14 protein-coding genes and 1 pseudogene are annotated in these 15,440 nt (G+C 73.9%); 9 read left to right on the forward strand and 6 right to left on the reverse strand.

Translation table 11 applies throughout. The annotated features are described in order from the left end of the window. Nucleotides 1–8: 8 nt before the first annotated feature. A pseudogene (locus tag OG553_RS02920) lies at nt 9–1,400 on the reverse strand (aldehyde dehydrogenase family protein). Beyond that, nucleotides 1,337–2,722 carry a flavin monoamine oxidase family protein gene (locus OG553_RS02925; RefSeq protein WP_405977436.1) on the reverse strand — a complete coding sequence of 462 codons (1,386 nt, stop codon included), beginning with the start codon at nt 2,720–2,722 and terminating at the stop codon, nt 1,337–1,339. Before OG553_RS02925 ends, OG553_RS02920 begins: the two are co-directional and overlap by 64 nt. 39 nt (nt 2,723–2,761) lie before the next feature. On the opposite strand from OG553_RS02925, the gene OG553_RS02930 reads away from it, so the two are divergent. The 4 genes from OG553_RS02930 to OG553_RS02945 all read left to right on the forward strand — a co-directional run bounded on the left by OG553_RS02930 (nt 2,762) and on the right by OG553_RS02945 (nt 6,856). Next, nucleotides 2,762–3,193, forward strand: a complete 432-nt coding sequence (locus OG553_RS02930; protein WP_405977437.1) for a TetR family transcriptional regulator C-terminal domain-containing protein — start codon at nt 2,762–2,764, stop codon at nt 3,191–3,193. A gap of 353 nt (nt 3,194–3,546) precedes the next feature. Next, nucleotides 3,547–4,002, forward strand: a complete 456-nt coding sequence (locus OG553_RS02935) for a helix-turn-helix domain-containing protein (protein WP_405977438.1) — start codon at nt 3,547–3,549, stop codon at nt 4,000–4,002. A gap of 200 nt (nt 4,003–4,202) precedes the next feature. Further along, complete coding sequence (locus tag OG553_RS02940; RefSeq protein ID WP_405977439.1) at nt 4,203–5,669, forward strand: MAB_1171c family putative transporter; 1,467 nt, start codon at nt 4,203–4,205, stop codon at nt 5,667–5,669. After that, nucleotides 5,666–6,856 carry a cytochrome P450 gene (locus OG553_RS02945; RefSeq protein ID WP_405977440.1) on the forward strand — a complete coding sequence of 397 codons (1,191 nt, stop codon included), beginning with the start codon at nt 5,666–5,668 and terminating at the stop codon, nt 6,854–6,856. Before OG553_RS02940 ends, OG553_RS02945 begins: the two co-directional genes overlap by 4 nt. A gap of 15 nt (nt 6,857–6,871) precedes the next feature. Here the strand turns inward: OG553_RS02945 and OG553_RS02950 are convergent, their stop codons facing one another. From OG553_RS02950 to OG553_RS02965, 4 genes are all read right to left on the reverse strand, one after another. Continuing rightward, nucleotides 6,872–7,720, reverse strand: coding sequence for a hypothetical protein (locus OG553_RS02950; protein WP_405977441.1), 849 nt, complete (start codon nt 7,718–7,720; stop codon nt 6,872–6,874). Beyond that, a complete protein-coding gene (locus OG553_RS02955; protein WP_405977442.1) occupies nt 7,717–9,531 on the reverse strand; it encodes a GMC family oxidoreductase in 1,815 nt (604 codons plus the stop codon). Before OG553_RS02955 ends, OG553_RS02950 begins: the two co-directional genes overlap by 4 nt. Continuing rightward, complete coding sequence (locus tag OG553_RS02960) at nt 9,528–9,941, reverse strand: hypothetical protein (RefSeq protein WP_405977443.1); 414 nt, start codon at nt 9,939–9,941, stop codon at nt 9,528–9,530. Before OG553_RS02960 ends, OG553_RS02955 begins: the two co-directional genes overlap by 4 nt. A 317-nt stretch (nt 9,942–10,258) precedes the next feature. Further along, nucleotides 10,259–11,224 carry a pirin family protein gene (locus tag OG553_RS02965; RefSeq protein ID WP_405977444.1) on the reverse strand — a complete coding sequence of 322 codons (966 nt, stop codon included), beginning with the start codon at nt 11,222–11,224 and terminating at the stop codon, nt 10,259–10,261. A gap of 126 nt (nt 11,225–11,350) precedes the next feature. On the opposite strand from OG553_RS02965, the gene OG553_RS02970 reads away from it, so the two are divergent. The 5 genes from OG553_RS02970 (at nt 11,351) to OG553_RS02990 (ending at nt 15,250) form a co-directional block, all read left to right on the forward strand. Beyond that, entirely contained in the window at nt 11,351–12,544 is a 1,194-nt protein-coding gene (locus OG553_RS02970) for a methyltransferase (RefSeq protein WP_405982932.1), read from the forward strand. Nucleotides 12,545–12,584: 40 nt separating this feature from the next. Then, nucleotides 12,585–13,394, forward strand: coding sequence for a MerR family transcriptional regulator (locus OG553_RS02975; protein WP_405977445.1), 810 nt, complete (start codon nt 12,585–12,587; stop codon nt 13,392–13,394). A gap of 223 nt (nt 13,395–13,617) precedes the next feature. Beyond that, the gene (locus tag OG553_RS02980) at nt 13,618–14,175 is read left to right on the forward strand and encodes a DUF6230 family protein (RefSeq protein WP_405982933.1); all 558 of its coding nucleotides are present in this window, start codon (nt 13,618–13,620) and stop codon (nt 14,173–14,175) included. After that, nucleotides 14,166–14,603 carry a DUF6114 domain-containing protein gene (locus OG553_RS02985; protein ID WP_405977446.1) on the forward strand — a complete coding sequence of 146 codons (438 nt, stop codon included), beginning with the start codon at nt 14,166–14,168 and terminating at the stop codon, nt 14,601–14,603. The genes OG553_RS02980 and OG553_RS02985 overlap by 10 nt, the downstream gene beginning before the upstream one ends. Further along, nucleotides 14,600–15,250 (forward strand): hypothetical protein, encoded by a 651-nt coding sequence (locus OG553_RS02990; RefSeq protein ID WP_405977447.1) that lies wholly within the window; start codon nt 14,600–14,602, stop codon nt 15,248–15,250. The genes OG553_RS02985 and OG553_RS02990 overlap by 4 nt, the downstream gene beginning before the upstream one ends. Nucleotides 15,251–15,440 lie beyond the last annotated feature (190 nt).

The following is a 15,440-nucleotide window of genomic DNA, read 5'->3' on the forward strand; positions in this document are numbered from 1 at the left end:
GGACCGCCTCAGAGCATCACGTGTTTGGGCCGGGTGTAGTCGAGGAGGCCCGCCAGGGAGAGGTCGCTGCCGTAGCCCGAGTGGCCGGTGCCGCCGTGGGGCATCTCGGAGACCGTGGTGCCGTGGGTGTTCACCCATGCGATGCCGGTGCGCAGGGAGCGGGTCGCGCGCATGGCACGGTCGTGGTCGGCCGTCCACACGCTCGCGGCCAGGCCGTGGCGGACGCCGTTGGCCAGGTGCAGCGCCTCCTGCTCGTCCGTGAAGGACTGGACGGTCACGACGGGGCCGAAGACCTCCTCCTGCACGATCTCGTCGTCCTGCCGGACGTTCGCGACGACGGTGGGTGCGTGGAAGAACCCCGGGCCGGGCAGAGGAGCGCCGCCGGTCACCGTTTCGGCGTGGTCCGGGAGCCGGTCGAGGAAGCTCCGGACCACGGCCAGCTGGGCGGGGTTGTTGAGGGGGCCGAAGTCGGTGCCGGGGCGCAGCTTCGCCGCGTGTCCCGCGAGGGCCGCCAGGAAGGCGTCGTGGATCCGGGAGTGGACGAGGAGGCGGGTGGGCGCCGTGCAGTCCTGGCCCGCGTTGTAGTACGCGACGGGGGCGAGGGCGGCGGCCGTCGCCTCCGGGTCGGCGTCCTCGTGGACGATGACCGGGGCGTTGCCGCCGAGTTCGAGGTGGACCCGTTTGAGGCCGGCGGCCGCCGCGGCGGCGACCTCTCGGCCCGCCCGTGCGCTGCCGGTGACCGCGACGAGGGCGACGTCGGGGTGGGCGGTGGGCGAGCGGCCGGTGTCGCGGTCGCCGCAGACCACGTTGAGCACGCCCGGCGGCAGGTGTCCGGCCGCGATGCGGGCCAGCAGCGCGGTCGAGGCGGGGGTGGTGTCGGCGGGCTACAGGACGGTGGTGTTGCCCGCGGCGATGGCCGGGGCGAGCTTCCACACCGCCATCATCAGCGGGTAGTTCCACGGGGTGATCTGGGCGCACACCCCGACGGGTTCGCGGCGCAGCAGTGAGGTGCGGCCCTCGGTGTACTCGGCTGCGGCGGGGCCCGGGAGGCCCCGCGCGGCTCCGGCGAAGAAGCGCAGGGTGTCGGTGATCGCGGGCAGTTCCTCCGTCCTGAACTGGTGGCGGGGTTTGCCGGTGTCGCCGGTCTCGGCGTCCGTCAGCGCGTCCGCGTGCTCCTCGATGGCGTCGGCGATGCCCAGCAGGGCGCGCTGGCGCACCGCCGGGGTGGTCGTCGACCAGTGCTCGTACGCCGCCGCGGCCGCCGCGCAGGCGGCGTCGACGTCGGCCGGGCCGGAGCGGGGGGCGCGGCCGTGGACGCGGCCGGTGGCGGGGTCGGTCAGTGCGGTGGTCTCGCCGGAGGCGGCGGGCCGGTCGGTGCCGGCGATGTGGTTGAGCGGCAGGGTGTCAGCCACGGCGCAGTGCCTCCTCGGGCGGCGGCTCGTCCGGTGCGTACGGCGCCTTCCATGTAGCCGGCCGCCCACTGGTCGGATCCGCAGACGTGGAAGGGCGGTTCGTGGGTGCCGTGGCGGGGGCCGACGGCGGTGACGTCGCCGGGGGTCCACTGGGTGACGTAGCCCTGGGTCCAGGGGTCGGTGCCCCAGAGCCGGATGTGGGTGGCGAGGGGGTGGTGGGCGGCGTCGCCGTAGAGGCGGGCGATCTCGGTGAGGAGTTCGGGGGCGCGCAGCGGGGCGGGGATGCCGAGGAGTACGCCGAGCCGTTCGGGCGGTACGAGGGCGGAGAGGACGCCTTCGCCCTGCGGCCAGGTGCTGCCGAGGACGCCTTCGGATTCGCAGAGCCCGCTGCGGCCGCGGTCGCGCCAGAACGGCCGTTCGTAGGCGGCGGTGAACTTCGCCGCGAGCGCCTGGCGTTGGCGGTGCAGGGAGGCGAGGCGTTCGTCGGAGACGCCGGTGACGTCCACGTCGCGGAGCGGGCCGACGGGCAGGGCGCTGACGACGGCCGTGGCGGTGAGGGTCTCGCCGCCGGCCAGGCGTACGGTGCAGCGGCCGGGGCGGCGTACGGTGACGGCCGCGACGGGTGAGCCGGTGCGGACCCGCCCGTCGAGGGCGGCGGCCATGCGCAGGGCGACGGTGGCGGAGCCCTCGGCGACCCGGAGGCCTTCCCAGGCCTCGTAGTCGTAGTGGTCGGGGCCGGCCGCGTCGGGTACGGGTACGGCGGCGTGCTTGCGCAGGGCGGCGAGGAGCGAGGTGCGTTCGCAGGAGCCGTCGGCGAGGGCGAGTTGGCCGGTCTCCCAGAGCCGGGCGACGGCCGGGCCGGCTCCCCGGGCGCGCAGCCAGTCGGCGACGGAGAGCCGGTCGAGGGTGGTGGCGTCGGGGTGGGCCCAGGGGTCGTCGGGGTCGACGGTGCGGGCGAGTTCGCGGAAGGCGGCGGTGGTCTTGTGGTGGCGGGCTTCGTCGCCGGGGCCGAACCAGTGGGGCGGTTCGCCGGCCGAGACCCCTTCGGGGGTGGCGCGGGTGAGGGCGCCGGGTTCGGCGACGTAGCCGGGTACCAGGGTGAGGCCGAGTTCGGCGACGAGTGCGGTGTACGCGGTGCGGGCGCGGCCGACGACCTCGCCGCCGAGCTGGACGAGGCGGCCGTCGGGGAGCCGGGTCTGTTCGACGCGTCCGCCGACGCGGTCGCGGGCCTCGACGACGAGGACGTCGGCTCCGCCCGCGGCGAGGTCGCGTGCGGCGGTGAGGCCGGCGTCTCGAAGGCCCTGCTCCACTACCACTTCGACACGCGGGAGAAGCTCTTCGCCGAGGCGATGACGCACTCGTTCGCCCAGACCGGCAAGGACACCGGGGACGACGCGGACGCGGTCCCGGCGCCGGTCGCGCTGGCCCGGATCCTGCGGAGCATGCTGCCGACGGACGAGGAGCTGCGCCAGGACTGGAAGCTGTGGCAGGAGCTGTGGGTGCGCGCCCAGCGGGACGCGGCGGCCCGTCACCTGGCGGTCGACCTGTACGACCAGCTGCACGCGTGGGTCGGCGGAGCCGTGGAACGGGGCATCGACTCGGGGGAGTTCGCCGAATGCGACGTGGCCGCGCTGAGCACGCTGGTGCTGGCCCTGTGCGACGGTCTCGGGATCCGGCTGATGCTCGACGACCCGCGGGTGGACCTGGCGACGGCCCGCGCGGTGATCTGGCGCACCATCGCGCCGACACTGGGCGTTCCGGAGGGTTTCCCCGAGGTCTGAGCGGCCGCACGGCCGGTCGTCCGGGCGTCGCGGGCGGGCTTCACCGGACGCCAAATGAGGCCCCGCGCACGGGGGATGACGCGGGGCCTCGTACACAACCATAGCGCGCTCCGGGCCCTGGGCGACGGGCGGGCCGGGTCATCGGCCGAGCTCACCCCCGTGAAGCTCGACCCGGACCCGGCCCGCGCCGCCCCCTCTCCCGCCCCTCGACACTCCAGTGGTGGGGAAGCATTGGTAACGTACACCAGAGTAACCGCCCGGCGTCAACCAAAGTGTCGCCAGGGCCCGCGAGTTGGGCCCCGGGAAACACTCTGGTGGGCAGAGGACCGGCATCACGCAAGGAGGTCGTGTACGTGGAGGATGACCAGTCGCCCAGCTTCGCCCAGCTCCTGGACCACCTCTTCCGCGAGGTGCACCCCCCTTCCCGGGGGCCCTACACCTACGCGGAGGTCGCCGAGGGAATCCGCAGGGCCGCGACCGGAGAGGGCCGCGGGGTGACGGCGAGCGCCATCCAGCAGCTGCGCACCGGCGCCAAACGGAACCCGACCCGGCACACCATCAAGGCCCTGGCCGACTTCTTCGGCGTGCCGGCGGGCTACTTCGTCGACAGCGCGGCCGCCGAACGCACCAAGGCGGAGATCGGCCTCCTCGCCGCCATGCGCGACCAGGACGTCCGCAAGGTGGCCCTGCGCGCCAACGGCCTGAGCGTCGACAGCCTGAAGATGCTGTCCACCGTGATCGAACAGGCCCGCAAGCTCGAAGGGCTCACCACCGACGACCCCGAACAGGGCCTCCACCTGGACGACTGACCCGCGCACGGGCCGCGGCCGGACCGCGCCCGCCCCAACACACCCTCCTGTGGCCGCTCTTCGCCAGGGGGCGCCCGGCGTTTCCCGGCCCCGCCCTCGAAGCGGAGCCGCGAACATGTCAGCATGGGGTCGCGTTCCGGGCTCCCCTGGAGAGGTCCGCCCCGCCGACCACCCCCGACCGGCGTCACCAGAGTGAGGACATGGACCTTGAGCAGCTCCGCGCCAGGTGCGAGGCGCGCGCCGAGGCCCTCGGGCTCCCGCACCGCTTCAGCACCCGCGACCTCCGCGACGCCGTGGCCGAACTGCGCGGACGCCCCGTCATCCTGCGCCCGCTGAGCACCCTGGGCGCCGTGGACGCCCCGTGCGGGATCCGCCTGGAGACCCCGGACGCCGACCTGCTGTTCCACGAGGAGGCCACCTCCCCCCTCCACCAGAACCAGATCCTCGCCCACGAGATCAGCCACATCCTCTGCGACCACCCCGGCAGCCTCGAACTGGACCAGGACACCCTGCGCGCGATCGGGTTCGACCCCACGCTCGTCCGGCGCATGTCCGGCCGCACCAGCTACACGAGCGAGGACGAACGCGAGGCCGAGGTGATGGCCAGCGTGATCCGACGACTCATGTACCGGGGACGCGAAAGCCCGCCGAGCCGGCCCGCCAGCGGCGCCGAGAGCTGGGACGCGCTGTTCACCCTCACGGCGGCCACCTCGGTCCTCGCCTTCCTCTTCCAGCTCAACCTGGAGCGCGAGCGCGCCCGCCGGCAGATCCGGCTGCGCGTCCTCACCCTCGGCGCCTGCGTCGCCGCCATGACCGCCTTCTTCGCCGCCGAGCAGTTCACCGGCCGGAGCCCTGCGCTGTACGCGTGCTACGTGCTCGTCTACATCTCCTACCTCGGGTACACGGCCAAGGACTTCCTCCTCCAGACCTGGGCCCAGTCCGGGCGCTCGGCCCGCCGCAGCCAGCGGTGGGGCCTGCGCACCACCTCCGTCGGCTGCGGTTTCGCCCTCGTCTACGCCGCGTACAAACTCTTCGCCCTGGTCTCCATCGGCCTCGGCCCGGGACTCGTACCCGACCACGCCCGCTGCTCCACGCCGCTGACCCCCTTGCGCTGCGCGTTCAGCGTGACCGCGCCCGCCGTCTCCGTGCTCCTCATCACCGCCGGGCTCGCCCTCCCCGCCCTGCTGTGGCCGCTCAGCCGGCTGCGCCGCCGCCGCTGGGAACGGAACTCGTTCGACGCGCTGGAACCGCTGTGGCGGGAGGTCACCTCGGCGGTTCCCGAGGTGGTCCTCGACCCCGGCGGCACGGGGGCCGACTCCCAGGACCTCGGCTTCCACCTGCACCGCCGGGTCATCGAGATCAACGACTGCGTGCTGGCCCTGCGCCGCTACCGGCAGGTGCCGGTACAGGAAGCCGCGGCCGCCGAGGCCGCCCGCCGCGGCACGGCCGGCACCCCCGGGGGCGACGCCGAGGTGGAGGCCGCGGTCGTCGCCGCTGCCGTCGAAGCGAAGCGCAGCGGACTCCCCCTCGGCGGCGAGGAGGCCCCTCCCGCGGCCGGCACCCGCTCCCGCAAGGGCGACCTCCCGGCGGAGACCGCCTGGCTGCTGCTCGTGGCGGCCGCCCACGCGCGCCGCCCGGCGGCCGAGCACGCGGGCGCGGCCTCGTGACCGGCCCCCGGCAGGACCCCCTGCGCGACCCGCGGTTCTTCACCGACCCCTACCCCACCTACGAACGGCTGCGCGGGACCTGCCCCGTCCAGCGGATCCCCACCGGCTCCGGCGGCCACCACGCCTACCTGATCACCGGCCACGCCGAGGCGCGCGAGGCGTTCACCGACCCCCGCCTTTCCAAGGACACGGCCCGGTTCTTCGCCGGCCGGCCCTCGGACCGCGACCTGCACCCGGCCGTCTCCCGCAACATGCTGTCGAGCGACCCGCCCGTCCACACCCGCCACCGCCGGGTGGCCACCCCCCTGTTCACCACCGGCCGCGTCCGCGGACTGCGCCCGTTCATCACCCGGGTCGTGGACGACCTCACCCGCGCATGGCGGCCGGGCACGGAGATCGACCTGGTCGCGGACCTCGCCGTCCCCCTCCCGGTCACCGTCGTCTGCGAACTGCTGGGCGTGCCGGAAGCCGACCGGGCCGCCCTCGCCGACTCCTCCCACGACCTCTTCGACGCCACGGACACCGCCCGCGTCGACGCGGCCTCGCACCACATCGGCGACCGCCTCACCGCACTCGTGGACGCGGCCCGCGCCACCGCCGGCGACGGCCCGCTCCACTCCTTCCTGCGCGACTGCGAGGCGGGCGGCCTCGACCGGGACGAGGCCGTCTCCCTGGCCGCCCTCCTCCTGGTCGCGGGACACGAGACCACCACCCACTTCATCGGCAACGCCGTCCTGGCCCTGCTCCGGCACCCGGACGCGCTCGACCGCCTGCGCCGGGACCCTGACCTGATCCCCGGGGCCCTCGACGAACTGCTCCGCCACGACTCCCCGGTGAGCGTGGCCACCTTCCGCCACAGCACGCAGGATCTGAGCATCGGCGGGCACGACATCCCGGCCGGCCACCCGGTCCTCATCGCCCCCGGGGCCGCCAACCGCGACCCGTCGGCCTTCCCCGGCCCTGACCGCCTGGACCTCGACCGCGACGCGGCCGCGCACCTGTCCTTCGGCCACGGCCTCCACCGCTGCCCGGGCGCACCCCTGGCCCGCGCCGAGGCGGAGATCGCCCTCCGCACCCTCCTGACCCGCTTCCCGGACACCCGCCTGGCCGTCCCCGCGGACTCCCTCACCTGGCGCCGCACCCGCCTCACCCGAGGCCTGACCGCCCTCCCCCTCACCCTCGCCTGAGCGACCCCGGATCTGCTACCGCAGGTAGTAGGGGCGGTTGTGCGCGGCGACCGGCGCCGACTGGCAGGTCCAGGCGCCCGCGGCCGGGGTGTCCGACAGCAGGGCGTGGGTGTCCCTGCCGAGGTCGCCGTCCGGGGCGTGCACCGTGACGCGGGCCCGCTCGGCATGGCCGGGGTGGGTGAGGTCGTACCAGTGGTAGGGCTGGTAGACGTTCATGGGGCCGGCCAGCAGGCGGCCGTCCGGGTCGGTGCCGTAGCCGGTGACCGGGGCGAGGTTGGCGGGGACGGGCCTGAGGCCGTCGAGCGCGGCCGTGATGTCGAGGAGCGGTGCTCCGCCCTTGTCGAGCGTGTCGTCCGGTCCGAGGGCGGCCGCGTTGCAGCGTACGGTCCAGGTGTCGCCCGCCGGACCGTTGAGGGAGGGCAGGCCGACCTCGAAGGAGCCCGGGAACTTCGGCTCCGCGTACAGCTCGCGGCCCGCCCGGATGGCGAACGGGTTGTCGCAGACGACGTGGATGCGGGCGATGCCGAGCAGCTTGGTCTGGTCCCAGCCCTGGGCGTACTGGGCGTAGCTGAGGTCGGGGAGGCGGCCGGCGTCGGCGGTCGGGTGGGCGATGACGTTGAACTCGATCTCCTGGGTGACGCCTCCGCCGAAGGGGTACTGCGCGAAGTACAGCTGGTAGTTGAGGGAGACCAGGGCCCGGCCGTCGTCGAACTCGGCTGCGGAGAGGCCGGGATGGTGTTTGGCGAGCAGGTCGCGCACGGGGCCGGGGTCCACCAGCCAGTCGATGCCGAGCTGGTGCAGCGCCCCGTAGTGGAAGGGGAGCCGGAACGGCTCGGGCACCGGCGGGAGGGGTATCGCGGTCATGGCGTGGCTCCTGGGGTGGTCGGGGTGACGGTGACGGGCCGGTCGCGGGCGACGAGGTCGGACTCGATGGCCTCGGCACTGCGCAGGGCGAGGGCGGCCATGGTCAGGGTCGGGTTGGAGGTGGCGACCGAGGGCATGCTGCCGCAGCCGACGGCGTACAGGCCGGGGTGGTCCCAGCAGCGCTGCCGGGCGTCGACCACCGAGGTGCCCGGGGCCTCGCCCATGACGTGCGTGCCGGCGGCGTGGCCGGCGCCGCGGTAGCCGTAGGTGCGGCCGCCGTACTCGAAACGGCCCGGCCAGGCCGATGCCGGACCGTAGTCGGTGTGGTCCTCCGCTCCGATCAGGGTGAAGATCTGTTCGGAGACCGCCCGGGCCGCGGCCATCCCGGCCTTGACGTGGTCGTCGAGGTCGTACGTGACCAACGGCCGGGGCAGGCCCAGCGCGTCCCGCTCCGTGGGGTGCAGGGTGACCCGGTTGGCCGGGTCGGCACCCTGCTCCATCTCGAACTGCAAGGTGAACTGCCGGGGGATCCGGTCCGCGACCGCCCTCCGCAGCCCGGTCCCGAACAGCCGCTGCCGCGTCACGAGTTCCGCCACGTCCGCGTCGACGGGTCCGCCGGCCCAGACCCAGCCCCAGTTCCCGATCTCGATCCGGAACGGTGCGCGGGTACGCCGCGCCGGGCCGCTGCGGAAGCCCTCGAAGCCGGAGGTGGATCCGGGCCCGCGGTACGCGCCGACGGCCTCCGGCATCAGGCCCCAGGTGAGCAGCACCGGGTGGTCCATGAGGTTCCGGCCCACCTGGCCGCTGCGCGCGGCCAGTTCTGACAGGAGCAGCAGCCGGGCGTTCTCGACCGCGTGCGCGGCGAGCACGACCACGTCGGCGCGGGCGGCGGACACCGTGCCGTCGTACGAGCGGTACTCCACGCCGGTGGCCCTGCCGGTTCCGTCCACGAGTACCCGGGACACCACGGACCGGGCCCGGAGCTCCACGGAAGTGCTCCACCGTCCCTGCGTCTTGAGGGGGGTGTACTTCGCGTGGGACGGACAGTGCGGGATGCAGCTCGCGTGGCCCGCGCAGCGGCTGTCCGGTGAGGGCCGGCCGCCCCGTCCCCGGGGGACGTAGCCGCGGCCGCCGTCGTAGCGGGGATCGGGGACGCCGTTGCGGGCGTGCGGAGTGCCGACCACCCGCAGCTCCACCTCGGTCAGGGCCACCGGATCCTTGACCCGCCGCCCGTCCAGACCCGCCGCGAGGTGCCGGTCCAGGTGGCTCGCCGGAATGGCTCCCATGGGGAAGACGTGTCCGGCGGGCAGTGGCAGGCCGACGCGTTCGCGCTGCTCGTCGGCGTCCGCCGCCACGCCCAGCTCCTCCTCGGCCGCACGGTAGAACGGCTCCAGCTCGTCGTACCCGATCGGCCAGCTGCGTCCGTAGCCGAAGGACTCCGTGTCGAAGTCCTCCGGGAGCATGCGCGGCGCGAGTCCCGTCCAGACGTTGCCCGTGCCGCCGTTCACGCGGAGGTAGCCGCTGGCGTAGGGCAGCGGCCCGTCCTGCAGGAGGTGGCCCGCCGCCCGGAAGCCGGGGGCTCCGTCCGCCCCGGCGAGGTCGGTCACCTCGGGCCAGGCCGCGGCCGGGTGCGGCGTGTAGGGGGACCCGGGCACCTTGGCCGAGGCCGTGACGAAGGCGGCGTGCGGGTCGGCGGGGTCGGCCGCCCCTGCCTCCAGGACCAGGACCCGGCGGCCCCGCAGGCCGAGCCGGTGGGCGACGAGGGAGCCCGCGACCCCGGCTCCGACGACGATGACGTCGTACCGGCTCACCGGCGGACCCCCTCGTCCGCCGGCGGCCGCTGCGCCCAACTGCCGTAACCGGCGGCTGTGGTGCCCGGCGCCGCGACTCCTGCCGCCTTCCAGACGAGGCCCTCGGCATAGGCGCGCGGTGACACCACGAACGGGGGCGGGCCGGGCCAGCTGCCCGTGTACCAGAGGACCGTCACCGCCCGGGCGGCGGCCGACACCTCCTCGTCCGCGCCTTCGTCCGGATGCCACGCTTCGCTCAGCAGCCGCTCGTACCGTGCCGGACCGAGCTGTTCCTCGGCCACCGCGCGGTACGTCGCGGCGAGTCCGGTGGCTTCCAGCTCCGCCGCGTCGAATCCGGTCAGCCGTAGCGACAGCGCCGTGAAACGGCTCGTGTCGTACGGGGTGCTCGCGGGGCCGGCCGTGCCGCTCACGCGATCACTCCGTGGGTGTCGGCCCACTCGGCGGTGATGCCGTGCAGTTCGTCCGGCCGCGCCGGCACGGTGTCGACCGTGCTGACCGGCAACCGCCGGTCCCGCTTCGGGTATAAGCCCCCGTCGGCGACCTCGACCACTTGCCCCACCCAGCCTCTCCCCTGCGCGGCACGCCCCTCGCACCGCCCCCTTACGACGGTAGCGAGCACCCACCACGCACACGATCACTCATTCGAGTGATCGTCCCGGCCGCCCGCGTGTCGCGGCCGACGGGGTACGGCCGGCACACCCGTCCCCGACGCCCACGACACGGCGGCTCAGCGCACCCTTCCCCGGGGCTTCAGGTACGTCGGGGGCAGTTCCGGGGCCGGGATCGGAGGGCCGTCGTAGCCCTTCACCTCACCGAATCGCGTCCCGTTCATCCAGTCTTCGCGAGCCTGCGCGATATCATCGTGCGACCGTCCGATCCAGTTCCAGAACATCACGATCTCCTCCTCGAACGGCTCGCCGCCCAGCAGCATCAGGCCCGCGTCCGAGGTCGCGCGGAGGGGGAGTTCGGTGCGGCCGCAGCCCAGGTAGAGCATCGAGCCGGGGAGGACCGGGACGCCGTCGACGTGGGCCTCGCCGGACATGGAGAGGACCGCGTACTCGAAGTCCGGGTCCAGCGGGAGGCGGGTCTCGGTACCGGCGGCCAGGGCGAGGTCCGCGCCGACGATGGGGGTGTACGCGGTGCCCGGGGAGGTCGCGGTGTCCAGCGTGCCGAGGATGACCGTCGCGTCCAGGCCGGGGGCAGTGACCCGCGGGAGGTCCGCGTGGTACTGGAAGTGCGGGGCGACGTCGCGGTGGGCGTCGGGGAGCGCCACCCACAGCTGGGCGCCGTGCAGGAAGCGGGCGTGCGGGCGGGGGCTCTCCTCGGAGTGGCTGATGCCCCGGCCGGAGGTCATCAGGCCCAGCTCGCGCGGGCGGACCGTGGCGAGGCCGCCCGTGCTGTCGCGGTGCAGCACCTCGCCCTGGTGCAGCCAGCTCACCGTCTGGAGGCCCGCGTGCGGGTGCGGGGCGACCTGCATGCCGGGTTCGTCGGCGATGTCGTCCGGGCCGTAGTGGTCGACGAAGCACCAGGCGCCCACCATGCGGCGTCCCAGGTTCGGCAGGAGTCGGCGGACCTCGGTGGACTCCCCCAGCTTGACCGTGCGCGGGCTGAGGAGCTCGCGAACCGGCTCGGCCACGACGAAGCCGCGGCCGCCGCAGGCGGAGAGAGCGGGCTGGCGATCGAGATTGCTCATGCCGCACAACTTAGTGGCGCGGGGGCGGACCGGCACCGCTCCTTTGCGTGGAATGTCAGGACGTCGGGTGCGGCCGGGCACGGGTCCGGGGCCGTCTCGGCTAGCCTGGGTGCCAATATGAACCGCCTGACCACGCCTTTCGGCTCCTACGAACTCACCCGCTTCCCCGCCGACCCCCGCGACCGGCTCCGCGCCTGGGACGCCGCCGACGAGTACCTGCTGCGCCACCTCGACGCCGGTACCGGCGAGCGCGGCCCGGTGGACCTGGCCGGCGCCGGGCAGATCACGGTCGTCGGCGACCGCTGGGGGGTGCTGACCACGGCCCTGGCCGCGTACCGCCCCACGCAGATCACCGACTCCTCGCTGGCCCGAGCCGCGACCGAGGCGAACCTGGACCGGGCCGGCATCGGCACCTCCAAGTCCACGGTGACCCTGCTGACCACGCTGGACGCGCCGCCCGCGCGGATCGACGTGCTGATCGTCCGGGTGCCCAAGAGCCTGGCGCTGCTGGAGGACCAGCTGCACCGGCTCGCCCCGCACGTTCACGGGGGCACCGTGGTCGTGGGCACCGGCATGGTCAAGGAGATCCACACCTCCACGCTGAACCTCTTCGAGAAGGTCCTCGGCCCGACCCGCACCTCGCTGGCCGAGAAGAAGGCCCGGCTGATCTTCTGCACCCCCGACCCCGCGCTGCTCGCCGCCGCCGGCGCCTCGCCGTGGCCGGTGACGTACACGGTCGACCAGGACGGCGGCTCGGGGGCCGGGCTGACCACGGTCAACCACGCCGGGATCTTCTGCGCGGACCGCCTGGACGTCGGCACCCGCTTCTTCCTGCAGAGCATCCCGACCAACACCTCCGGCGCCCGGGTCGTGGACCTGGGCTGCGGCAACGGCGTCGTCGGCACGGCCGTGCAGGTGGCCGACCCGGACGCCGAGGTGGTCTTCACCGACGAGTCGTACCAGGCGGTCGCCTCGGCGCGGGCCACGTACGAGGCCAACGTCCGGCCGGGCCGGCGCACGGCGGAGTTCCTCGTCGGCGACGGGGTGGCCATGCTGGCGCCCTCCTCGGTGGACCTGATCCTCAACAACCCGCCCTTCCACTCCCACCAGGCGACGACGGACGCGACGGCGCTGCGCATGTTCGCGCAGTCCCGCAAGGCGCTGCGGCCGGGCGGGGAGCTGTGGGTGGTCGCCAACCGGCACATGGGCTACCACACGCACCTGAAGCGGCTCTTCGGCAACTGTGAAGTGACCGCGAGCGAGCCGAAGTTCGTGGTGCTGCGGGCGGTCAAGCACGAGTCGCGGCCCCGCCCCATGTGACCTGCCGGTACACCCGCCGGTAGGTCCTACACTCGGCCGCGTGGGGAGCACCGGGACGCATACGGACGGCAGGGCGGAAGGCGCGGCGGGCGCGACGGGCGGCGGCGAGGCCGAGGGCGCCGCCGGCGAGCGGCGCTACCGCCGGGAGGACGTGGCCCGCGCGGCCGGGGTCAGGGTGCGCAACCTGCGCTACTACCAGGAGCGCGGGCTGCTGCCGCCGCCGCGCCGCGAGGGCCGGATCGCCTGGTACTCCGAGGACCACCTGACCCGGCTGCGGCTGATCAGCGACCTGCTGGGGCGCGGGTACACGGTCAACGGCATCGGTGAGCTGCTGGCCGCCTGGGAACACGGCGGCGGACTGTCCCAACTGCTGGGCCTGGAGCGGGAGATGACCCGGGACTGGGTGCAGGAGGAGCCGGTGACCATGACCCGGGCCGAGCTGCGCGAGCTGTTCGGCCCGGGGGCGACGGCCGAGCACACCCGGCGGGCGGCCGAGCTGGGCTACGTACGCCTGGACGGGGAGCGGGTCACGTATCCGAGCCGGCGGCTGCTGGAGGCGACGGTGGCACTGGTGCGGCAGGGGGTGCCGCTCGGGGAGATCCTGGACGCGGGGGACTTCGTACAGGTCCAGGCGGCGGCGCTGGCGGACCGGTTCGTGGGTCTTTTCCGGCGGCATGTGATCGGCGTGGAGGGGCTGGGGCCACTTTCGGCCAGCCAGCTGGATCATGTCCGGGAGGCGGTGGCGGCACTGCGGCCGGTGGCCGGTGAGGTGGTGGCCACGGAGTTCGCCCGCGCGATGGGCCGCCGGGTGGAGGCGGAGGTCGCCGAACTGCTGCGTACGGAGCAGTAGGAGTCGGCTCAAAGGGCGCTCTCGCACAACCTTGCCAACCACCATTGGCACTCTTACATTCAACTCGTCGGTAACAAAGGTGCACAGCCGAGATAAGGACCATCTCATGGCAGATTCACCGAACTTATCCGAATCCGGGCCCGGCTCCCCTCCCGGGGCCGAGCCGCCCGGCGAAGAGCTCGTCAGAGACGGCGGCCGGGTCCGCTGGCGCAGGTTCGTGCTCCTGACCGCCCCCGCCGTCGCGGTCACCGCGGGCCTCGGCATCGCCCTCGCGCAGGGTGCGCTCGCCGCCTCCTTCGCGGTGTCGGGCCAGCAGTTCAAGGTCTCGGCGAAGAGCCTGGAGGGCGAGGGGTTCGCCCAGTACGGCAGCGTCGACGTCAACGCCCGCCAGGAGCTGATCCCGGTGGCGGTCACCGCCATCAAGGAGGCCAAGCTGTACGACCTCTGCCAGTCGGTGGTCACCACCCTCCCGGTCATCGGGGACATCTCCCTCAACCTGACGGCGGGCAAGAAGGCCCCCGTCGAGGCCTCCAACCTGTTCGTGGACGCCACCCAGCTCGCCGGCGACGCCGAGTTCACGAACATCGAGATCGGACGGGACGCCTCCACCCTCGACAAGGGACCGGCCGAGGCACAGGGCATGCAGGACCTGTTCGCGCAGCAGGCCGACAAGGTCAGCATCAGCAGTCTCCAGCAGACGGCGTGGGCGACCAACGCCGGCACCTTCAAGCTCTCCGGGCTGAACATGGGCATCAGCAAGGGCAAGAAGGAATGCTTCTGAGCCGCTGGCGGCGGTGGCGGCGCGGCCGGCCCTTCTGGGGCGGGCTCTTCGCCGTCCTGGCCGGGGTGTGGATCAGCGTGCTGCCGCTGGCCCCGCTGAAGATCATGCTCCAGCAGGGGGTGGCGGGCATCCCGTCCGTCCTGATGGGCGTCGTCATGATCGTCCTCGGTCTCACCGGCTGGTTCTCCCCCGCACAGCGCACCCTCGCCGGGATCCTCACCACGCTCGTCGCCACCGCCGCTCTGGTCATGTCGAACCTCGGCGGGTTCCTGATCGGCACCCTGTTCGGCATCCTCGGCGGCGGGCTGATGTTCGCCTGGCAGCCGTACGCCGCCCCGCGCGCCGGGGGCTCCGCCGCCCCCGCCCGGCCCTCCCCCGCCGGGAACTCCCCCACTCCGCACCCCGATCCCCAAGGAGCACAGCCATGAGCCGTACGCGCACCGCGCTCGCCCTCGGCATGGCCGCCGCGGCCGCACTGACGGCGGCCTCGGCCACCGCCACCGCCGCGCCGTTACCGGCGGCCGGGTCGACCACCGTCACCCCGGCCGGGCACGCCTTCAAGGCCACCCTCAGCGGGAAGGCCACCCTCAAGGCCGGTTCGGTCACGGTGACCTGCACGGTCTCCGTCTCCACCGGCTCGGTGCCGGCCGCCCCCGGCAACCAGAACCCGGCGGGTCCGGTCTCCTCGCCCATCTCCCCGCCGACCTACAGCTCCTGTACGACCAGCATGCCGGGCGTGAGCGCGACGGTGACCACCAGCGGGTCCTGGGCGGTGTCCATGCAGAACGGCTCCCCGATCACGGCGACCATGACGGTTCCGTCCGGCGGGCTCGTGGTGCAGACCTCGGGCCTGGCCTCCTGCACCGTCACCGCCGCGCCCGGCGGGGCCGCCAGCGCCCCGGGCACCTGGACGAACGGCGCCCCGTCGAGCCTGACCTTCACCAACGCCACCGTCCCGGTGACCGTCACCGGCGGCTTCGGCTGCCCGACGAGCGCGACCACGTCCACCTTCAACGCCGTCTACAAGGTCACCGACACCACCGACCCGTCCCAGCAGATCACCGTCACCTCCTGACGGCTCCGGCTCCGCGTTCTCCCCGTTCCCCGGGCCGTCCCGGGGAACGGGGAAAACGCGTTGCACGGGCCCGCGGGTGCGGGCGAAGCTCGGGACATGTCACAGATCACCCATCAGCACAGCGCCGATCAGCACGGCACGGCCCAACACAACACCGCTCGACACAGCGCCGAACAGCGGGAATCCGCGG

Origin of the sequence: Streptomyces sp. NBC_00158, assembly GCF_045160885.1 — a bacterium.
Taxonomy (GTDB): Bacteria; Actinomycetota; Actinomycetes; order Streptomycetales; family Streptomycetaceae; genus Streptomyces.